The sequence below is a fragment of the Curtobacterium sp. ME26 genome (assembly GCF_903970945.1).
Classification (GTDB): Bacteria; Actinomycetota; Actinomycetes; order Actinomycetales; family Microbacteriaceae; genus Curtobacterium; species Curtobacterium citri.
The window spans coordinates 19,888-40,877 of record NZ_CAJCKG010000011.1 but is presented as its reverse complement, the minus strand read 5'-3'; the positions used below and the strand labels follow the sequence as shown (position 1 = coordinate 40,877).

General features: G+C 72.7%; 16 protein-coding genes and 1 pseudogene. 5 read left to right on the top strand and 12 right to left on the bottom strand.

The window, feature by feature from the left end:
• Positions 1–124: 124 nt before the first annotated feature.
• The 3 genes from H7A69_RS06620 to H7A69_RS06610 form a co-directional block, all read right to left on the bottom strand.
• Positions 125–1,669, bottom strand: coding sequence for a putative Ig domain-containing protein (locus H7A69_RS06620; RefSeq protein ID WP_182046330.1), 1,545 nt, complete (start codon positions 1,667–1,669; stop codon positions 125–127).
• A gap of 243 nt (positions 1,670–1,912) precedes the next feature.
• Positions 1,913–3,652 carry a hypothetical protein gene (locus H7A69_RS06615; RefSeq protein WP_182046329.1) on the bottom strand — a complete coding sequence of 580 codons (1,740 nt, stop codon included), beginning with the start codon at positions 3,650–3,652 and terminating at the stop codon, positions 1,913–1,915.
• Positions 3,653–3,776: 124 nt separating this feature from the next.
• Positions 3,777–4,697, bottom strand: coding sequence for a LysR family transcriptional regulator (locus tag H7A69_RS06610; RefSeq protein ID WP_182046328.1), 921 nt, complete (start codon positions 4,695–4,697; stop codon positions 3,777–3,779).
• 81 nt (positions 4,698–4,778) lie between these two features.
• Here H7A69_RS06610 and H7A69_RS06605 point away from each other — a divergent pair, with 81 nt between their 5' ends.
• From H7A69_RS06605 to H7A69_RS06590, 4 genes are all read left to right on the top strand, one after another.
• Positions 4,779–8,237 (top strand): bifunctional proline dehydrogenase/L-glutamate gamma-semialdehyde dehydrogenase, encoded by a 3,459-nt coding sequence (locus H7A69_RS06605; protein WP_182046327.1) that lies wholly within the window; start codon positions 4,779–4,781, stop codon positions 8,235–8,237.
• A 202-nt stretch (positions 8,238–8,439) separates the two neighbouring features.
• Complete coding sequence (locus H7A69_RS06600; protein WP_182046326.1) at positions 8,440–8,595, top strand: hypothetical protein; 156 nt, start codon at positions 8,440–8,442, stop codon at positions 8,593–8,595.
• A complete protein-coding gene (locus H7A69_RS06595) occupies positions 8,592–9,071 on the top strand; it encodes a VOC family protein (RefSeq protein WP_259346115.1) in 480 nt (159 codons plus the stop codon). The genes H7A69_RS06600 and H7A69_RS06595 overlap by 4 nt, the downstream gene beginning before the upstream one ends.
• Positions 9,072–9,135: 64 nt before the next feature.
• The gene (locus tag H7A69_RS06590) at positions 9,136–9,573 is read left to right on the top strand and encodes a VOC family protein (RefSeq protein WP_182046325.1); all 438 of its coding nucleotides are present in this window, start codon (positions 9,136–9,138) and stop codon (positions 9,571–9,573) included.
• A gap of 47 nt (positions 9,574–9,620) precedes the next feature.
• Here H7A69_RS06590 and H7A69_RS06585 read toward each other — a convergent pair whose 3' ends face one another.
• Positions 9,621–10,241, bottom strand: coding sequence for a QsdR family transcriptional regulator (locus H7A69_RS06585; protein ID WP_182046324.1), 621 nt, complete (start codon positions 10,239–10,241; stop codon positions 9,621–9,623).
• Positions 10,242–10,304: 63 nt separating this feature from the next.
• Between H7A69_RS06585 and H7A69_RS06580 the strand changes: the two genes are divergently transcribed.
• Positions 10,305–11,498 (top strand): acyl-CoA dehydrogenase family protein, encoded by a 1,194-nt coding sequence (locus tag H7A69_RS06580; protein WP_182046323.1) that lies wholly within the window; start codon positions 10,305–10,307, stop codon positions 11,496–11,498.
• Between the two features lie 98 nt (positions 11,499–11,596).
• On the opposite strand, the pseudogene H7A69_RS06575 reads toward H7A69_RS06580, so the two are convergent.
• The 8 genes and pseudogenes from H7A69_RS06575 to H7A69_RS06540 all read right to left on the bottom strand — a co-directional run bounded on the left by H7A69_RS06575 (position 11,597) and on the right by H7A69_RS06540 (position 20,981).
• Positions 11,597–13,668: pseudogene (locus H7A69_RS06575) on the bottom strand (S9 family peptidase).
• A gap of 87 nt (positions 13,669–13,755) precedes the next feature.
• A complete protein-coding gene (locus H7A69_RS06570; protein WP_182046322.1) occupies positions 13,756–14,628 on the bottom strand; it encodes a patatin-like phospholipase family protein in 873 nt (290 codons plus the stop codon).
• Between the two features lie 93 nt (positions 14,629–14,721).
• Positions 14,722–15,990 carry a sugar ABC transporter permease gene (locus H7A69_RS06565; protein WP_182046321.1) on the bottom strand — a complete coding sequence of 423 codons (1,269 nt, stop codon included), beginning with the start codon at positions 15,988–15,990 and terminating at the stop codon, positions 14,722–14,724.
• On the bottom strand, positions 15,987–16,751 hold the full coding sequence (locus tag H7A69_RS06560; protein ID WP_182046384.1) for an ATP-binding cassette domain-containing protein: 765 nt from the start codon (positions 16,749–16,751) through the stop codon (positions 15,987–15,989). The genes H7A69_RS06565 and H7A69_RS06560 overlap by 4 nt, the downstream gene beginning before the upstream one ends.
• A gap of 160 nt (positions 16,752–16,911) precedes the next feature.
• On the bottom strand, positions 16,912–18,027 hold the full coding sequence (locus H7A69_RS06555; RefSeq protein ID WP_182046320.1) for a sugar ABC transporter substrate-binding protein: 1,116 nt from the start codon (positions 18,025–18,027) through the stop codon (positions 16,912–16,914).
• Positions 18,028–18,182: 155 nt separating this feature from the next.
• Positions 18,183–19,355: an ROK family transcriptional regulator gene (locus H7A69_RS06550; protein ID WP_182046319.1), complete on the bottom strand. Its 1,173-nt coding sequence runs from the start codon at positions 19,353–19,355 to the stop codon at positions 18,183–18,185.
• A gap of 96 nt (positions 19,356–19,451) precedes the next feature.
• Positions 19,452–20,480, bottom strand: coding sequence for an NADPH:quinone reductase (locus tag H7A69_RS06545; protein WP_182046318.1), 1,029 nt, complete (start codon positions 20,478–20,480; stop codon positions 19,452–19,454).
• A gap of 138 nt (positions 20,481–20,618) precedes the next feature.
• Positions 20,619–20,981: a winged helix-turn-helix transcriptional regulator gene (locus H7A69_RS06540; protein WP_182046317.1), complete on the bottom strand. Its 363-nt coding sequence runs from the start codon at positions 20,979–20,981 to the stop codon at positions 20,619–20,621.
• Positions 20,982–20,990: the final 9 nt, after the last annotated feature.

Here is a 20,990-nt window from a genome sequence, read left to right as displayed (position 1 = left end):
CGGCCGACCGGCCTAGTCCGCGCGGACGCGGAACGGCCCCGCCGCGTCCGGGAGGGACGCGACGGGGCCGCGGGAGGTGCCTCGCGTCCGGTGCCGAGGGACGGACCGGACGGGAGCGGGTGGATCAGCGCTGGGCGCGGCGGCGACGCAGGACGCCCGCGCCGAGCAGGCCGGCACCGGCGGCGACGAAGCCGAGGGCCCAGGGGAGGGCGCCGGTCGCGTCGGTACCCGTGAAGGCGAGCTGGCCCGTGGTGGGGGTCACGACGGTCGGCGTGGTGCCGACGGTCGCGGCGGTCGGGACGACCGTCACGGGGAAGGAGACCGAGAGGCCGGACTGCGCCACCGTCAGGTGGTGGGTCGAGGCGTGCGGGAACGTGACGCGCGTGGAGAACTCGTCCTCGTCGAAGGCGATCTGGTCGCTCGTGACGTCGCTCGTGACGGTCGGCGCGGGGGTGTTGCCGTCCTCGTCGGGCTGCACCGTCGGGTTGCCGAACTGGTCGACCGGTGCACCGTCGATCCAGAGCGAACCGCCCTGCTTGACGGTCGGGTTGCCGCCGAGGGTGACCGTCGGCTCCTCGTTCCAGTCCGCCGGCTGCGTCAGCGTGATGATCTCACCGTCCGGGGTGATGATCCACGAGGTGACCGGGTGGTCGAGGCGCGGGTTGCCCTCGTCGTCGATGGAGTCGAAGAACTCCTCGAAGGACGTGTCCGTCGCGTAGGCGAGGACGCCGACGGCCTCGGCCGGGGCGACCTCGACCACGACGTACTCGGTCGCGGTCGAGGTGCCGTTCGTCGCCACGATCGTGAAGTCGTACGAGCTGGCGCTGGTGGGCGTGCCGCTGAGCAGACCGGTGGTCGGGTCGAGCGTGACGCCGTCCGGCAGGAAGTACTCCGGCGTCATCTCCGGGTCGTCCGGGTCGGCGTACGACGGGTCGGTGTACCCGACCGAGTACGTGACGTCGCCGCTGCCGGCGGTGACGGCGAACGAGCGCGAGAGATCCTGGCCGGCCGTGAGGGACAGCGTGAGCGGTGCGTCCGCGGTGGTCTCGTCGGCGAACGCGACGTCCTCGGTGACGGCCTTCGTGGTGGCGGTCGCGGTCTGGTCGGGGGTGGGGCCCGTCACCGTCAGGGTGATCGTCTTGCCGATGATCTCCTTCGGGACGAGGTACGAGGAGCCCTCGGCGACGGAGGCACCGTCGACGGTCCAGACGGCGCTCGACGGGTTGCCGATGCCGGTGGAGTCGTAGCGGAGGGTCGTGCCGACCTTCGCGTCGCCGACGATCGTCACGGTGGCGGCGACGGCGCTCGGGGCGGCTTTCGTCGTGGCCGAGCCGCCGGCGGGGGCGACGGTCTTCGCCGGGGCCGTGGTCGCCGGAGCGGTGGGCTCGCCGGTGGGTGCCGGCGTGGCGGTGTCGGTGTCCGTCGGCGCGGTCGCGGCGTCCGTGGGGGCCGGCGTCGTGGCGGTGTCGGTCGGCTGGGCGGTGGCGGCGTCGGTCGGCGCGGCGGGCTGCGTCGGGTCCGCCGAGGCGACGACGGGCGTCGGTGCGTCGCCCTCGACGGCGAAGGCGGCCGTCGAGGTGAAGACGCCCAGGCCGGTGGTCAGGCCGATGAGTGCCACGGTCGTGCCGAGCGCGCAGGCGCGTCGGGTCGTGGAGGTGCTGCGGTGCACGGGTCCCCCAGGGATCAGGTCCGGTCGGGTGCCGGATCGTGAGAATCTGCCGTGAATCTACGGCGTTCTCGGATCGTAGAGGTTCAGGTGACTCGCAGGGGTCTCCGTGCCCGGATTGTGACCTGTGTTGGGGGCCCTCTGCGCGGCCCCGCAGCACGGGCGGGCGACGGCGCCGTGACGGACGGGAGGCTCCCCACCGGCTGGTGGGGAGCCTCCCGTCCGTCACGTGGTCGGCAGGGTCGCTCAGACGCGCCGATCACGGAGGTGACGACGAGCCCGGTGGAGCAGCAGCGCGGCGCCGACGGCGAGGAGCCCGCCCGAGGCGGCGAGCGGTGCCGTCGTGTCCGCGCCGGTGAAGGCCAGCTGTCCGTCCCGCGGCACGACGGTGATCGGGACCACCGCGGTCGCGCCGCCCCGACTGATCGTCAGCGTGTGCGTCGAGGCGTGCGGGAACCGGACACGGACGGCGGCACCGTCCGGCGTCACGACGTCCGTCGCGACGTCGCTGCGGACGTCCGAGCGGATGGCCGAGCCGTCGCCGTCGAGGTCCTCGTAGCGGGCGGTGAAGTTGCCCCATCGGTCGACCGGCGTCGCCCGGACGTCGAGGGTCGACGACTGCGGGACGCTCGGCCGGGACACGGTCGTGCTCCGGCCCGGTCCGCCCTTCGGGAAGACGGTCTGCGTCACGGTGCCGTCCTGGTCCACCTTCCACTCCCGGAACTGCGGATCGCCGACGAGCGTCAGCCACGCCTGCAGACCGGTCGTCGCGCCCGGCCGCACGGTGAGCTCGACGTACCGGGTCGTGGTTCGGTCCCCGACGGTGGTGTCCACGATGAGGGAGGACAGGCCCGCCGTGGTGTCCGAGCCGGACAGGACGCCCGTGCGCTGGTCGAACCGGAAGTCCGTGCCGCGCAGCGGGTCGTCCGCCAGCTCGGGGGACGGCGACCGGAGGGTGTAGCGGGCGTCCTCGCCGGGCGCGGTGTCGACGGCGAAGTCGTGGGAGAAGGCCTCGCCGGCGGTCGCCTCGAGGCGGAGCGGGGACTCGGGGGTCGAGCCCGCGACGTCGCCCGTCCCGGTGCCCGTCCCGGTGCCGGTGCCGGTGCCGCTCCCGGTGCCGGTGCCGCTGCCCGTGCCGTCCCCGTTACCCGCTTCGGGGATCGCGCTGATGAGGATGCGCTCGGAGAGGCCGCCGTCGGGGTGGAACGGCGTCGAGACGTGCACCCAGAAGCCCTCGGACGGGGAGCGGTGCAGGGTGCCGGACAGCACGCCGTCCTCGGACAGGGTGACGCCCGTCGGCAGCGCGCTCGGGTCGGGGCCGCCGCCGATCGAGCCGTTCGCGAAGAAGCGCAGGTCGGGGTTCGGTGCGGGCGACAGGGAGACGGAGAACGGTTCGTCGGGCGTGACGGAGACCACCCGCGACCCGTAGATGAAGCGGAGGTCCTCCTCCTGGTCGACGACGACCGGCGCGGTCGGGGCACTGGTGACGGTCGTCGGGGTCGCACCGGGTGCGGTGCCGGTCACCGTCACGGTCACCGTCGCGTCCGCGAGTTCCGGGTCGACGACGTACGTCCGGTCGGTGGCGGGTTGGCTGTCGATGACGACCGGGTGCCGGAAGTGCCACGCGTACGTGAAGGTCGTGCCCGCGGGCCACCCCGACGTCGTGGCGGTCAGGGTGCGCCAGGCCCGCGGGGTGCCGGTGACCGTGACGGTGCCGGCAGGGGTGGCGGTGGCGGCCGGGGCGGCGGCCGGCGTGCTCGCCGAGGGCGCGGCCGGCGTCGCGGTGTCGGTGGGGGTGGCCGTCGAGGTCGCGGTGGCGGTGGTGGCGGCGGCGGTGCTCGTGCTGGTGGGTGGCGCCTCCGGTCCGGCGCTCTCGGCCGTCGCGCTCGTCGCGCCCAGCCCGAACGCCGACGCGGCGCTCACGATGGCGATGGTCGCGCCGAACGCCGCGGTGCGTCGGACGGCTGGGCGGTGGACGTGCTGCATGGGATCCCCCTCGGATCTGGTGGAGCCGCGGTGGCCCCTCACCTGGAGGTGTCCGACCGACGGCACTCCTCACGGCACCGAGGTCACGATCCGGCAACGGTGCGGGGCCGGCCAGGGGCCGCCGTCAGGCGTGCTGTGTCGTGGCCGCGTGCTCCAACGCCGCGCGGAGCGCCGTCACGGCGGGGGAGTGCGCGCTCGACATCCGCTGCGCCGTGAAGATCGTGCGTCGCGCCGGTTCCGGCAGCTCGAGCAGGCGGCAGCTCGTGGACCGCCCGGCCCACACCAGGTCCGGCATGAGTCCGACCGCGTTGCCCGACTCGATGAGCCGGATCTGCGCCTGCAGGTCCGCGGTCTCGTACCGGACGTCCGGCTCGAAGCCCGCGCGGCGGCAGGTCTGCTCGGCGAAGTGCCGTGAGGCGGTCCCGCGCGGCTCCATCACCCACGGCATCTCGGCCGCGTCGAGCAACGCCACCGTGGGGTCGTCGTCCGACAGCGGCACGAGGCAGACGTCGACCGGCGGCAGGGCGAGCCGGACGGCGTCGGTGGTGAGGTCTCGCCGGTCGAGCCCGGGCAGCCGCGGGGCCGAGTGCGCCGGGTACTGCTCGGCGATGACCATGTCGAAGTCGCGCGCCCACGTCTCGCCGAGGGCGGTCTCCGGCTCGCGCTGCACCATCTCGATGCGGACGTCGGGGTGCGCGAGCGCCATCGCACGCAGCGCGGACGGCATGAGCGCGAGCGCCGCCGACTGGAAGACCGCGACCCGCACGCGTCCCTGCACCGAGGTCAGCGTCGACTCGACGGACGACTGCGCGCGCTCGAGGACGTCGAGCACCTCGCCCGCAGCGGTCACGAGGACCTCGGCCTGCGGGGTGAGCTGGAGTCGGCGTCCGGACCGGCGGAGGAGTTGCACGCCGGCCTCGCGCTCGAGCACCGCGAGCTGCTGCGAGACCGCCGACGGGGTGAAGTTCATCGCCTCGGCGACGGCGGCCACGGTGCCACGGATCGACAGCTCGCGGAGGAGGACCAGACGCCGGACGTCGAACATGACGAGACTGTAGCTGAACTGAACGGTACGCATCAGCAGGAGTTGCTTCCGCTACCGCTTCCGGAACTCCACACTGATCCCATGACCGACCTCCAGGCGCCCACCACCACCGACCACGACGCGCTCGCCGACAGCACCGTCGCCCTCGTGCGGCAGTGGTTGGCCGAGGCCGAGACGTACCCGGTCGACGGCTCGGCGAAGCAGCTCGCCGGGGTCCTCGCCGACCCGAAGGGCCTGGCGTTCGCGGTCGGCTTCGTCGACGGTGTCGTCCGCCCGGAGGACCTCGGGGTCGCCGCCCGGAAGCTCCGGCAGATCGCGCCCGACGCTCCCGGCTTCCTGCCGGCGGCGCTCCGCGGGCTCGTCCGACTGGGCGGCGGCATGGCTCCCGTGCTGCCGGGGGTCGTCGTGCCGATCGCACGCCGGGTCCTCCGCGAGATGGTCGGACACCTCATCGTCGACGCCACCGACGCCAAGCTCGGCCCGGCGATCGCCAAGATCAAGCGCGACGGCGTCCGGCTCAACGTCAACCTGCTCGGCGAGGCGGTGCTCGGCGAGAAGGAGGCGTCGCGTCGTCTCGAGGGCACCGAGCGGCTGCTCGCCCGCCCCGACGTCGACTACGTGTCGATCAAGGTCTCGTCGACCGTGCACCCGCACTCGCCGTGGGCGTTCGACCACGCGGTCGAGGACATCATCGCGAAGCTCCGGCCGCTGTTCCGCCGTGCGGTGCAGAGCAGCCCGCGCAAGTTCATCAACCTCGACATGGAGGAGTACAAGGACCTCGACCTGACGATCGCGGTCTTCACGAAGCTCCTCGACGAGCCCGAGTTCACCGACCTCGAGGCCGGGATCGTCCTGCAGGCGTACCTGCCCGACGCGCTCGCCGCGATGCAGCAGCTGCAGGAGTGGTCCGCGGCCCGTCGTGCACGGGGCGGTGCCGACATCAAGGTGCGGCTCGTCAAGGGCGCGAACCTGCCGATGGAACAGGTCGAGGCGTCCGTGCACGGCTGGCCGCTCGCCACCTGGCACACGAAGCAGGACTCGGACACGAACTACAAGCGCGTGCTCGACTGGGCACTCACGCCGGAGCGCGTGGCGAACGTGCGGGTCGGGGTCGCCGGACACAACCTGTTCGACGTCGCACACGCCTGGCTGCTCGCCGGGGAGCGCGGGGTCCGCGAGGGCATCGAGTTCGAGATGCTGCTCGGCATGGCGCAGGGACAGGCCGAGGCCGTCCGCCGCACCGTCGGCTCGCTGCTCCTCTACACGCCGGTCGTGCACCCGGGCGAGTTCGACGTGGCGATCGCCTACCTGATCCGCCGCCTCGAAGAAGGGGCGTCGCAGGAGAACTTCATGTCGGCGGTGTTCTCGCTGGCGTCCTCGCCGCGGCTCTTCGCGCGTGAGGAAGCGCGCTTCCGCGACTCCCTCGCGCCGCTCGCGCAGCCGGGTGGCCTCGATGCCCCGCCCTCGCACCGCGTGGCGGACCGCTACGCGGCCGTCGAGCGACCGCGCCCCGGACACTTCGACAACACCCCCGACAGCGACCCGTCGGTCGCCGAGGTGCGGGAGTGGGGCGCGGCGATCACGTCGCGCGTCGCGTCGTCGACGCTCGGTGAGCGCGGCGTCCGGGAGGCCCGGCTCACCTCCGCCACGCAGCTCACCACGGTCCTCGACCGCGTCCGCACCGCCGGCACGTCGTGGGCGCAGTGGTCCGGCAGCGCGCGGGGCGCGGTGCTGCACGCGATCGGCGACGCACTCGAGGCGAACCGCGCCGCACTCGTCGAGGTCATGGCGGCCGAAGCGGGCAAGACCATCGACCAGGCCGACCCCGAGGTGTCCGAGGCGATCGACTTCGCGCACTTCTACGGTGAGCTCGCCGGGCAGCTCGACGAGGTCGACGGCGCCGCCTTCTCGCCCGCCGCCCTGACCCTGGTGACGCCCCCGTGGAACTTCCCGGTCGCGATCCCCGCCGGGTCGACCCTCGCCGCGCTCGCCGCCGGGTCCGCCGTCGTGCTCAAGCCGGCGCCCCCGGCTGAGCGCTGCGGCGCCGTCCTGGCGTCGGTCATCGAGACCGCGCTCGACGCTGCCGGGGCACCTGCCGACGTCCTGGCCTTCGTGCAGGTGGCGGAGGACGACCTCGGCAAGCAGCTGATCGCCGCGCCGCAGGTCGACCGCGTGATCCTGACCGGTGCGTACGAGACCGCCGAGCTCTTCCGGTCGTTCCGCCCCGACCTGCCGCTGCTCGCGGAGACCTCGGGCAAGAACGCGATCATCGTCACCCCGTCGGCCGATCTCGACCTCGCCGTGAAGGACGTCGTCGCCTCGGCGTTCGGGCACGCGGGGCAGAAGTGCTCGGCGGCGTCGCTCGTCGTGCTCGTCGGGTCCGTCGCGACCTCGCGCCGCTTCCGGTCCCAGCTGCTCGACGCCGTCTCGTCGCTCACGGTCGGGTACCCGACCGACCCCACCACGCAGATGGGACCGGTGATCGAGCCCGCGACCGGCAAGCTGCTCGAGGGGCTCACGACGCTCGGCACGGGGGAGACCTGGGCCGTGCAGCCGAAGCGGCTCGACGAGACCGGGCAGCTCTGGAGCCCGGGTGTCCGCGACGGCGTGCGCCGCGGGTCCGCCTTCCACCGCACGGAGTACTTCGGTCCGATCCTCGGCATCATGACCGCGTCGACCCTCGACGAGGCCATCGACATCGTCAACGAGGTCGACTACGGCCTGACCTCGGGCCTGCACTCGCTCGACGCGTCCGAGATCGGCACGTGGCTCGAGCGGATCCAGGCGGGCAACCTCTACGTCAACCGCGGCATCACCGGCGCGATCGTCCGTCGCCAGCCGTTCGGTGGGTGGAAGAAGTCGGCCGTCGGTGCCAGTACCAAGGCCGGTGGCCTCAACTACCTGCTCGGGCTCGGTTCGTGGACGTCCGCGACGGCGTCGAGCGGTGCCGCGGTGTCGTCGTCGGTGCGGTCCTTCGTCCGCGCGACCGGCGTCTCGTCCGAGGTGCTCGACCGCGCCACGGCGTCCGACGAGCAGGCCTGGTCGACGCTGTTCGGCGCCGCGGTCGACGTGTCGGCGCTGAGCGCCGAGCGGAACATCGCCCGGTACCTGCCGTACCCCGGCGTCCACGTCCGGCTCGCGTCGGCGGAGGAGTCCTCGGCCGCCGACCTCGTCCGGGTGGTGGCCGCGGCGCTCCGCGCCGGCACGACCGTGGACGTCTCGACGGCCGCGTCGCTGCCGTCGGTCGTCGCGTCCGCGATCCGCGCGCTGCCGAACGTCCGCTCGGTCGCCGAGGGGCAGACCGACGACGCGTTCGCCAGCCGCATCGCGCGTGGCGACTCCACGCGGGTGCGTCTCGTCGATGGGGACACGGCAGCGCTCACGACCGCGATCGGTGGGCGACCCGACGTCGCGGTGTACGGCGAGCCCGTCACCGAGGCCGGGCGGATCGAGCTGCTGCCGTTCCTCCGCGAGCAGGCGGTGTCGATCACCGCGCACCGCTTCGGCACGCCGAACCACCTCACCGACGCGCTCGTCTGACCCGGTCCGTTCATCTGACACGGTCCGCACCGGGCGTCGAACCACGGAGCCGACGTCGAACCAGCACCGCCCGCTGGTTCGATGTCGGCTTCCTGGTTCGTTGCGCGACGGCCGCGGCGCCGAGTGCGTGTTCCGGACCGTCAGCGGTGCAGGGGGCGCCTCCGCCGGTCGCTCCGGTGGGCCGCTGCGTACCGTGGCGGACATGTGCGAGTCCGTCCAGTGCCCGGTGTGCGGCAAGACCTCGTGGACCGGTTGCGGCGACCACGTGCGGGACGTCCTCCGCGGCGTCCGCCGTCGTGACCGCTGCACGGGCCACGGACTCCCGCGCCACGTGTTCGACACCGCTGGCTTCCGGTGAGCGCGTCGGAGACGGCGGGTGACGGCATCGTCGAGCCGCAGGGCTTCTCGCACGTGCGACTCACGGTGACCGACATCGCGCGGAGCAAGGCGTTCTACGAGCAGTTGTTCGGCACGGCACCCGGCAGTGACTTCAGCGACCAGATCGACGACCCGACGGTCCGCGACGATCCGTGGCGCACCTACGGCGGCTGCTCGTTCACGTTCCACGGGCAGACGCTCGGGCTCCGACCAGTCGCCCCGGCCGGCGACCGCTTCGACCCCGACCGCGTCGGCCTCGACCACCTGAGCCTCCGCGTGGCGTCCGTCGACGACCTCCACCGGGCCGTCGGACGGCTCGACGCTGCGGGCATCGCGCACGGCGAGGTCACGGACCTCGAACCGTTCGGTCTCGTGATCCTCTCGCTGCAGGACCCGGACGACATCAACCTCGAACTCGCAGCGCCCCGTCCGGACCCCGCTCGCCAGGACGACTGAGCACGCTGGCCGGTAGCCGCACGACCCCCACCACCGCCCAGGTGCCCGGCGTTGGCTCGACGGCATGAGCGAACAGATCGTCAAGCCCCTCGGCCTCGCACACGTGCGGGTCACCGTCACCGACATCCACCGCAGCAAGGCCTTCTACGAGCAGTTGTTCGGCACGGCACCGGCGATGGACTTCAGTGAGCACATCGACGAGCCCGGGATCACCGAGGACCGCGAGCGGCTCTACGGCGGTGCGATCTTCCCGGTCGGTGAGCAGCTGTTCGGCCTGCGCCCCGTCGCACCGAGCGGTCAGCGCTTCGACCCGGACACGGTCGGCCTCGACCACGTGAGCTTCGTGGTCGGCTCCGTCGACGAGCTCCGCGCAGCCGCCGAGCGACTCGACGCCGCGGGCATCGAGCACGGCGAGGTCACCGACCTCGGCGATGCGGGCATGGTCATCCTGTCGGTCCAGGACCCGGACGACATCAACCTGGAGCTCGCCGCGCAGAAGTGACGTTCCCGATCGCGTCCGCAGCGTCGATCCCGGCGCTGCGGACCCGGTCAGGGCCGCAGGATGTACTCGAAGGTCGCCCGCGCGCGAGCCGGGTCGGGGGTGTCGCCCGAGATCAGGTCGGCGTACGTGAAGGACTCCGAGACCCGGACGAGCAACCGTGCGAGTTCCTCGGCTGACAGCGGCGCCGGGTCGAAGGTGCCGGCCTCCTGCTCCGCGCTGATGACGGTCGCGACCACGGCGACGAACCGCCGCTGCACGTCGCTGTCGGTGGTCGTCAGGAGCCGGAGGGCGCGGCTGGGCTCCCGCGTGAGGAACGCGCGGAAGTACGGCGCCCGGATGAGGTCCACCGTGAAGTGGTCGAGGACGTCGACGATGCGGGCGGCGCCCGCGGGCGATGCGGCGCGACCCGCGGCGTCGAGCGTGGGGACGGCCAACGACCAGAGGATCTCCGACAGGAGCTGGTCGCGGTTGCCGACCCACCGGAACAGCGACGTGCGGTCCACGCCGAGCGACGACGCGAGCGCGCCCATGTCGATCCTGGCCCCGTCGATGAACGCACGTCGCGCCGACCGGAAGGCGCGCTGGGCGTCGCCGTGGGCCTCCAGTCTGGCCGCGAGCGCGCTCGGGACGAGCGCCGATCCGAGTGTGCCGAGTGGCTGGTTGCTCACTGTTCCCCCTGAGCTGCCTGGTCTGTCTTGCAACGTTTTCGAGAATGATGCATCGTTGCTCCCATGTCAACGTCGATCACCGACACGCCCCTGCTCGAGTCCGACTTCTACCGGTTCCAGGAGGGGCTCACGGCCCGTGAGCGGGAGTCGCTCGGGCAGCTGCGCGCGTACCTCGAGGCCGAGGTGCGTCCGATCGCCGACCAGTACTGGGCCCGGGCCGAGTTCCCGGTGCAGACGATCGCGCCGCTCGCCGAGCTCGGCATGTACGGCCCGAGCATCCCGCTCGTGCGGCACTTCGAGAACTCGGCCGTGTACCGCGGCTGGGCCGCACTCGAGCTCGGCCGCATCGACGCGGGCGTCTCGACGTTCATCGGCGTGCAGTCGGGGCTCGCCATGAACTCGATCGCCGTGGGCGGCAGCGACGAGCAGCAGCAGGAGTGGCTGCCGCGGATGGCGCGCGGCGAGGTCGTCGGCGCCTTCGGTCTGACGGAGCCGCTGTCCGGCAGCGACTCGGCGCGCGGACTCCGGACGACCGCTCGTCGTGAGGGCGACACGTGGGTGCTCGACGGCGAGAAGCGCTGGATCGGCAACGCGACCTTCGCCGACGTCGTCGTGATCTGGGCGAAGGACGTCGCCGACGAGCAGGTCAAGGGCTTCCTCGTCACGACGGACACCCCCGGGTTCACCGCGACGAAGATCGAGGACAAGATCGCGCTGCGGACCGTGCAGAACGCCGACATCGTCCTCGACGGCGTCCGCGTGCCCGAGTCGCGCCGGCTGCAGCGCGCCGACTCGTTCCGCACGACGGCCGCCGTGCTCCGCCTGACCCGGACCGAGGTCGCGTGGCAGGCGATCGGGATCGCCATCGGCGCGTACGAGGCGGCGCTCGACTACGCGCGGAACCGGATCCAGTTCGGCAAGCCGATCGCGGCGCACCAGATGGTGCAGGACCTGCTCGTGCGTTCGCTGATGAACATCACCGCGTCGATCGCACTGTGCACGCAGGCGTCGGCGATGCAGGACCAGGGCGTCGGCGGGGACGAGCACTCGGCGATGGCGAAGGCCTTCGCGACGGCGAGGATGCGCGAGACCGTCGCGTGGTGCCGCGAGGTGCAGGGCGGCAACGGCATCGTCCTCGACAAGGGCGTCGCGCGGTTCTTCTCGGACGCCGAGGCGATCTACTCGTACGAGGGCACGCGCGAGGTGAACACGCTCATCGTCGGGCGCGCGATCACGGGCGAGGCCGCGTTCGTCTGAGGCGGAGGTCCGCTCCCGCGACATCGCACGTGTCGATCGACACGTGCGATGTCGCGGACAGGGCGCGGAGGCCAGCGGCCCGCCGGCACGGGCGCCGCTCAGCCGAGCAGCTCCGGCCGCTCCCACTCCTCACCGAGCACGTGCTGCCCGAGGAACGCGAACACCGTCCGGTACCAGACCACCGCGTGCTGCGGCTTGAGGACCCAGTGGTTCTCGTCCGGGAAGTACAGGAACCGGTGCGGCATCGTGCCGTCCGACGCCGCGTGGTGCTCGGCGAGCTCGGACCACAACCGGAGTCCCTCGCCGATCGGCACCCGGTGGTCGCGGTCACCGTGGATGACGAGCATCGGTGACGTGATGTCAGCCACGAACCGGTGCGGGTCGTTGTCCCGCATCCCCTGCTCGTCGAAGATCGACTGCCAGTACTGCGACATGTCCGTGGTGCCCACGAACTGCTCGAGCGCCCACAGGCTCGCGTGCGTGACGACCGCTCGGAAGCGGTCGGTGTGCCCGGCGATCCAGTTCGCCATGTACCCGCCGAACGATCCGCCCATCGCCGCGGTCCTGGTCTCGTCGACGTCGGGCCTCGCGGCGACTGCGTCGGTGATCGCCATCAGGTCGGTGTACGGCGCCTGACCCCAGGCGTTCCACCCGCGGTTCACGAAGTCTAGTCCGTAGCCGGTCGACAGCGCCGGGTCGGGCAGGAGCACCGCGTACCCCTGCGCCGCCGCGAGCATCGGGGTCCAGCGCCACGACCACTGGTTCCACGAGTTGAGGGGACCGCCGTGGATCCAGAGCAGGAGCGGGTGCGGACCGTCGCCCTCGGGCAGCACGAGCCACCCGCGGACCCGAGCGCCGTCGGCGGCGGTCGTCTCGACCTCCTCCAGCCGTCCGGGGACCCTGGGCAGCGGCGCCGGGGTCGGCAGGGCGGTCACCGTGCCGTCGGCGTCGATCCGGACCGGGTGCAGCGGTGCCGCCCAGGAGGCCCGGAGCGCCACCACGACACCGCTCGCGGCCGCCACTCGGAGACCCGAGTACGCCCAGTCGTCGGTGGTCAACTGCACGACGGCGCCGCCGTCGAGCGGGATGCGGAAGACCGGCGCGCGGCCGTCCTGGTCCGCCACCGCCAGGAGCGCACCGTCGTCGGGCGCGAACACCAGCTCGGACGGCCAGCGGTCCCAGCCCTCGGCGATCCGGCGGGCACCGGAGCCGTCGATGCCGGCGGTCCACACCTCCTGCTCGTTCGCGCCCGCGGGGGTGGAGCGGACCGTGCGGACCCAGGCGATCGTGGTGCCGTCGTGCGAGAGCGTGGGGAGTTCGTGGTCGGTGTCCGGCTCGTCGAACAGCACGGTGCGCGCCGCGGTGTCGACGTCGATCGACACGATGACGCTCCGGTGGCCGCGCTCGGTCTGCACCCCGACGGCGGCGAGGAGCGTCCGGCCGTCCGGCGTGAGCGCACCGGACACGTGGTCGAGCGAGCGACCCGGCGCCGGCGTGACGTCGAGCGGTTCCGGCAGGTGTGCCGGGTAGGGCGCGGGAGCGTCGGAGGGGCGTCCGGCGCTGGCGTCGGTGGTGACACCGGTCGCGGGCTCGGCCGCGATCGGTTCGGTGAGGTCGCCCAGGTCGAGCGCGAGCACGTGCGGTTCGGCCGGCCCGAGGTCGTGGTCCCAGAAGCGGACCGGGTACGTCTCGTGGAGGATCGCGTGCACCCCCGCGTCGTCACGGCGCTTCCGCAGCGCGGCGTCCCGCGTCACGACACCCACGCGCTCGCCGGCGGCGGCGGTGGGCAGCAGGTCGGCGGTGAGCGCGACCACGTCGGCGTCGCCGGCGGTCGCGACGACGCCGCCGGCACCGCCGGCCAGACGGGTGACCGGGCGGGCGTCACCGCCCGCGGCCGGCAGCAGCCACAGCTGCGCGGTGTCGTCCTCGGAGTCGGCGTCGGGGCGGCCGGAGACGAAGAGCAGGTCGCCGTTCCGGGTGAACGACGCGCCGGACTCGCCCTTCGCGCTCCGCTCGAGGCGACGGACCACACCGCGCGCCGGTACCCGGTGGCGTCGGGAGCGAGCGTGCTCACCGTCAGCGCGACCCACTGCCCGTCCGGACTGAGCGCGATCCCGTCCACGCGGGGGAGTGCGATGAACTGGTCCAGGTCTGAGAACGGCGTCGTCATGACCTCACGCTACGGGGCGACGTGCACCTTGCAACAGCCCTGGACCGGATCTGTGGACGAGCGGTCCGGGACCGGTGCGCGAGCGGTTCAGGCCCAGAACGCGGCGATCGCCTCGGCCACGGCCTCACCCTGCCGGCGTCCCTCCGTCGCCGCGGGCGCCTGCGTCGACAGCGACAGCGAGTTGTCGCCGAAGGCGTGCTGCGCCCCGCTGTCCGCCACGACGACCTCCACCGAGCTCCCGCCGGCGCGGAGCGACTCGACGGCGAGGTCGAGCCACGGACCGAGCGGCGACGGGCCCTCGGGGCCGCAGGCGACGATGAGCACCCGCTCGTGTCCGGCGGCGACGTCCGCGTTCGTGGCCGAGCGGAGGCCGCCGTCGATGTGCGGGACGCCGTCGATCCGGACCGGGGACCACACGAACGGCACCGAGCAGCTCGCGGCCACGGCGCGGGGGAGCGGCACGCCCGTGGTCGCGGTGAGCACCTTGAACGTGCCGTCGACCGCGTCGATGGTCGTGACGCCGAGCGGCTTCTCCGGCCACTCGGGCGAGGGCAGCGTCTCGCTGAACGTCGCCGTGCGCTCGTCGTCGGTCTGCCCGGTGACGACCTGCTGCGCGACCGCGCCGAGGCGGGCCCGGGCGTCCTGCTCCGAGGTGGCCCCGGCGAGCACCGCGGCCAGGCGCTGCTGGAAGTCCTCGCCGCCGATCCGCTCCGGCTCGACGTAGGTGCTCGGCACGGGCGCGTGTTGCTGCTCGTACGCGCTGGCGATGCCGCCGCCGCGGACGAAGGCGCCCACGACGCTGCCGGCGCTCGAGCCGACGACCAGGTCGGCGGCGTCGAGGTCGACGCCCGCGTCCTGCAGGGCGGAGAGCACCCCGACCTCCCACGCGATGCCGGCGACGCCGCCTCCGCCGAGGACGAGTGCTCTGGTTCCGGGCGTGGGCGTGGCGACGTCGGTCATGGGTCCTGCTTACCAGGTGACCGGCAGACGGACGGGAGGCGCGTGGCGATCCAGCCACGCGCCTCCCGTCCGTCTGCCACCCCGGTCAGGGGATCAGGCGGCCCCGTGGCTGGCGCGGCTCCGCCGCGACAGCGAGTCGATGATGACGGCGAGCAGCAGCACGGCGCCGGTGATCATGTAGCGGATCGACGAGTCGAGGCTCAGCAGGGTCAGGCCGTTCGAGATCGACTGGATGACGATGATGCCGAGCAGCGCCGACCACGCGCTGCCCCGACCGCCGAACAGGCTCGTCCCGCCGATGACCGCCGCGGCGATCGCGTTGAGGTTCGTGTCGCCGGCACCCGAGGACAGGCTGGCCGAGTTGAGCCGCGCAGCCGCCAGGATCCCGCCGACCGTGGCGAAGAGCGAGGTGAGCACGAACACCGAGATGTAGATGCGGTTCACCCGGATGCCGGAGCGTCGAGCCGCCTCGACGTTGCCACCGACCGCGTAGACCGATCGGCCCCAGCGCGTGCGCTTGAGCAGGAAGTTCATGAGCACGACGAGGACGACGAAGAACACGAACGAGGTGCCGGTGCCGAAGTCGCGGGAGAGGTACCAGACCATCACGGCGAGCCCGACGAACAGCAGGACGGACTTCGTGATCGTCAGGGACATCGCACCCGTCGAGAGCCCGGCCTTCCGGCGGCGGGCGGCACGGCGGACCTCGGTGACGAAGAGCCCGCCGGCCGCGACGGCGGCGAGCAGGTACGCGAGCCACGGGGGCAGGTACGACGCAGAGGCGAACTGCACGATCGGGTCGGTGTACGGCAGGTTGATCGACCCGTTCGGCCCGAGGATGAGCAGCTGCAGGCCGAGGAAGCCGAGCAGCCCGGCGAGGGTGATCACGAAGCTCGGGACCCCGAACCGGGTGAAGAGCAGCCCGTAGAGCAGTCCGGCCGCTGCGCCGACCGCGAGCGCGACGACGAGGACGAGCCAGAGCGGCCAGCCGAGCGTCGTCAGGCCCTGGCCGAGGATCGCGGCGGCGAGTCCGCTGACACTGCCGACGGAGAGGTCGATCTCGCCGAGCAGCAGGACGAGGACGATGCCGATCGCGATGGTGCCGACCGCCGCGCACTGCAGCGCGAGGTTCACCAGGTTGCCGGGCGACAGGAAGTCGGGGGAGAGGGCCTGGAACACCGCCCAGATGACGATGAGGCCGACGACCACCGGCAGCGATCCGATGTCGCCGCCGCGGACCCGGCGGACGAACGCCTTCGCGGCGCCGCCGAGCCCCTGGTCGCGGAGCAGCCGCTCGTCCTGCAGGTCCGCCGCGGAGGCCGTCGGGGTCGCCGCGGTGAGGGTCTCGTCGGTCTTGCTCATGCTGGGGTCTCCTGCTCGGTCCGGGCAGCCGCACGGCGCGTGACGGCGTTGTCGGTGGCGCCGGTGATGGCGGCGATGATCTCCTCGTACGAGACGTCGTCGATGCGGAAGGTGCCGTTGTTCCGGCCGAGGCGGAGCACGGCGACCCGGTCGGCCACGGCCTGCACGTCCGCGAGGTTGTGGCTGATGAGGATCACGCCGAGGCCTCGCTCGCGGAGGCGCTCGACGAGGTTGAGGACCTCGGCGGTCTGTGCGACGCCGAGCGCGGCCGTCGGCTCGTCGAGGATCACGACCTGGGGGTCCCCGATGAGCGAGCGGGCGATCGCGACTGTCTGCCGCTGCCCGCCGGAGAGCGAGGCGATCGGGATCCGGACCGAGGGGATCCGCGCGGCGAGCTGCTGCAGGAGCTCCCACGAGCGGCGTTCCATCTCCTCCTCGTCGAGGAACGGGTGCGCGATCTCGCGCCCGAGGTACAGGTTCGACACGACGTCGAGGTTGTCGGCGAGGGCGAGGTCCTGGAAGACGGTCGCGATGCCCAGGCTCTGCGCGGCGGCCGGGTTCGGCACGGTGACCTCGTCGCCGCCGAACGTGATGGTGCCGCCGTCGGGCGTGTAGACCCCGGCGAGGATCTTCACGAACGTGGACTTGCCGGCGCCGTTGTCGCCGACGATGGCGACCACCTCACCCGGGTACACGTCGAAGTCGATCTCGCTCAGGGCCTGGACGGCGCCGAACCGCTTCGTGATGCCGCGGAGGGACATCACCGGTTCGGCGGATGGGTGTGGTGCGGGTGCCTCGTTGCTCACGGGAGCGTCCTCTCCGAGGTGGGGCCCGCCCGGTCCTGCGGGACCGGACGGGCGGGTGGGTCGGTGCGGGTCCGGGCTGCCCCGGGTTCGGGGACGTCCCGGACCCGCGTCGGGACTACTGGATGCCGGCGCTGGAGCAGGCCGAGGCGTACTGCGAGGTGCAGATCTGGTCGACCTTGTACAGGCCGTCCTTCACGACGGTGTCCTGCACGTTCTTCGTCGTCACCGCGACGGGCTCGAGCAGGGTCGACTGCACGGACGCACCACCGGCGGTCTGCACCGTGGTCTCGCCCTTCGGGTCCTCGCCCTTGGCGAACTGGATCGCCAGGTCGGCGGCCTTCGACGCCTCGGGCTTGAACGCCTTGTAGACGGTCATGTACTGCTCACCCGCGAGGATGCGCTGGATGCCGGCGAGGCTGGCGTCCTGACCGGTGACCGGCGGGAGCGTCTTCGCACCGGCCGCCTTGAGGGCCGCGATGACACCGCCGCCGGTGTCGTCGTTCGCCGCGTACACGCCGGCGATCTCGTCGGTGCCCAGCTTGCTGATCTGCCCGGCTGCCCAGTCCTGGGCCTTGGCCGGGTCCCATCCGGGGGTGTCGTACTCGGCGAGGACCTTGTACCCGCTCTTGTCGATGACCGAGTGCGCGCCCTTCTTGAACTGCGAGGCGTTGTTGTCGGTCGGGGAGCCGTTGACCATGATGATCCCTGATCCGGACGGCACGTTCTTCGCCTCGAGGGCGTCGACGAGCGCCTGACCCTGCAGCTCGCCGACCTTCTCGTTGTCGAACGAGATGTAGTAACTCAGGTCGGGGCTGTTGATGAGCCGGTCGTAGGAGATGACCGGGACCTTCTTGGCCTTCGCCTGCTGCACGATCGAGGCGGCGGCCTCGCCGTCGAACGGGTCGAGGACGAGGACCTTGACGCCCTGGGTGAGCATCGACTGGGCCTGCTGGAGCTGCTTCGACGCGTCGCCGTCGGCGTTCGCGTAGACGACCGAGCAGTCCGGGCACTGCTTCTTCACCTCGGCGGTGAAGAGCGGGCGGTCGGCGCTGGCGTAGCGGGCGGTGACGGAGTCGGGCAGGAGCAGGCCGATCTTCGCGTTCGACGCGTCCCCGCCGCCTCCCCCGGAGCCGTTGTTCGCGTCCGCTCCGTTCGAGCAACCGGCGAGTGTGGTGATCGCGAGCAGCAGGGCGCCGGCACCCAGCATGGCGCGTGTGGTGGCTTTCTTCATTGAAACGTCCTCCAACAGGTGGACCGCCCACAGTGGCGGTGTGCTGAGTGTGGCAGCGGACGTCCTTGGCTGCAAGACTTGAACGCAAGGGATTCGCGGGTGGTACCGAAAACGTTATCTAGGCCGGACGGTCCGGCCGTCGACCGATGCCCGGGTCAGCGTGCCCGCGTGACGTCCACCGACTCGATCGCCAGCGCGAGCGCCCCGGTCACCGCCGCGCGTTCGCCGAGCTGCCCCTGCACGACGTCCGGGGTGCCGTCCGCGTCGACGATGAGCGACGACTCGAGGGCGTGCCGCATCGGCCCGAGCAGCAGCTCGCCGGCGCGGGCGAACTCCCCGGTGACGACGAGGCGCTCCGGGTCGAGCAGGTTGCACAGGCCGACGGCCGCGGTGCCGATCGCGCGTCCCGCGTCGGCGATCGCCCGGATGCACACGTCGTCGCCGGCCATCGCACGGAGGACGAGGTCCGCGAGCTTGAGCGTGCCGACCTCGTCGCGGATGCCGGCCAGGACCGCCGGGGCGCCGGCGACCGCCTCGAGGCACCCGCGGTTCCCGCACCGGCACACGGGACCGTGCGGCACGACGGGCGTGTGCCCGAACTCGCCCGCGACACCGTGGTGCCCGCGGAAGAGCCGCCCGTCGAGCACGAGCCCCGCGCCGATGCCGTTCCCGACGTCGAGCGTGACGACCGTGCTCCGCCCGCGCGCCGCACCGCTGCGGTGCTCGGCGAGGGCCGCGAGGTTGGCCGAGTTGTCCACCTGCACCGGCTTGTCGAGTCGTCTCGCCAGGGACGCCCCGAGCGGCACGCCGTCCCAGCCGCGGAGGATCCCGCCCCGGGCCGTCATGCCGGTCCGTCGGTCGATCGGCGCGGCCACGGCGAGACCGACGGCGAGCACCTCGCTCATCGACGACCCGATGGACTCGACCATGTCCATCACGAGCAGCGCGGTCTTGTCGAGCTCGGCGTCCGCCCGGTGGTCGCGGGCGAGGGGCATGTGCCGCTCGGCCAGGACGGTCGCGTTGAGGTCGGAGAGCGCGACCCGGAGGTGTCTGGGCGAGACGTGCACGCCGGCGACCAGGCCGAGGCCGTGCGGCAGCGTGACGCGCAGGGCCCGTCGGCCGCTCGACGTGCTCGGGGTGGCGTGCAGGGAGCCGGTGGCGACGAGCTCCTTGACGATGTTCGACACCGTCGCCGGGGAGAGCCCGGTCACGCCCGCCAGCTCGACCTGGGTCAGTCCGCCGTGCCGCTTGACCGCGGCGATGACCCGGCCCCGGTTGGCTTCACGCAGTGAAGTCTGGTTCCCGGGACTGCGGCGTGGCTCTGACACGGGGACAGCGTAACGGGCGGCTCACGGCGGACAGCCGTGACCGCGAGCGGACGGGAGACGCATGGCGGACCCGCCACGCGCCTCCCGTCCGGCGCGCTACTCGCCCTGGACGTCGATGAGCACCTTGCCCACCGCGTCGCCCTCGACGGCGTCGTGCGCGGCGGCGGTGTCCTCGAGCGCGAAGCGGACGAGGGGGAGCCCCGCCTCCTCGCCGACGGGCAGCACGCCGTCGCGGAGCGCGGCGGTGACGTCCTCGGCCGCTGCGGACAGCGCGCGGTCCCCGATCGTGTAGAGGAGCAGGAACTGGTAGCGCGCGTTGACCGACATGTTCGGACGGATCGGCAGCGTGGCGTCGTCACCGCCGTTGTTCGCGTAGATCGAGACGACGCCGTGGTTCGCCAGGACGTCGGCGACGAGCTGCGCGTTCTGCGGGATGGAGACCTCGACGACGATGTCCACGCCGTCGGGGGCGATCTCGCGGATGCGGGCGGCGGCGTCCTCGTCGCGGTAGTTCACCGTGTGGTGCGCGCCGGCGGCGGTGGCGAGGGCGGCCTTGGCGTCGGAGCTGATCGTCGAGACGACGGTGGCACCGGCCCAACGGGCGAGCTGGATCGCGGCGTGCCCGACGGCTCCGGCGCCGCCGGCGACGAGCACCGTCCGGCCCTCGAGCGCACCGGGGGCCAGGCGGCTCGGGCCGTCCTCGTGGGTGGTGAGCGCGCGGTGGGCGGTCATCGCCGGGACGCCGAGGGAGGCGCCGACGTCGAGGCTCGTGCCCTCGGGCAGCGGTACGGCGCGCTCCGCCGGGACGACGGTGAACTCCTGCGCGGTGCCGGTCGGGCGGCTCGCGGCGGCCATGTACAGCCAGACGCGGTCGCCCTCGTGCAGGGTGTCGACGCCCTCGCCGACCGCGTCGACCACGCCGGCGCCGTCCTGGTTCGGCGTGATCTCGGGGAAGGGCAGGCCGTCGCCGTAGGTGCCGCCGGCGCGGGCCTTCCAGTCGGTGGGGTTGACGCCGGAGACCACGACGCGGACGCGGACCTCGCCGGGGCCGGGCTGCGGGACCTCCCGCTCGACCAGGTCGAGGACGCTGCTGTCACCGGGCTTCGTGTAGACGATCGATCGCATGCCACCAGGCAACCACCGGGCGTCGACGTGTCTTCCGGGCGACGGTCAGCGGACGACGGCCGCGCGCGTCGTCGGTCCGGCGGTGGCCGCGCGTGTCGTCGGCCCGGCGGCGTCAGCGGGCGGCGTCAGCGGGCGGCGTCAGCGTGCGTCGTAGGCGTCGCGGCTGTCCTGCACGGCCGCCATGTGCGACGTCGCCCAGTCCTCGAGCGGCTCGAGCACGGCCCGGAGCGACCGGCCGCGCTCGGTCAGCTCGTACTCGACGTGCGGCGGGATCTCGGGGAAGACGGTCCGCGTCACGATCCCGTCGCGCTCGAGCGCACGGAGCGTCTGCGTCAGCATCTTCTGCGAGACGCCCTGCACCCGCGCCGCGATCGCCGAGTAGCGCCGGGGCCCGTCGACGAGCGAGCCGATCGTCAGCACGCTCCACCGGTCACCGATGCGGTCGAGCAGCTGCCGCGAGGGGCAGTCCGCCGCGTAGGGGCTGTACTCGAGCGCTGACATCGTGACCTC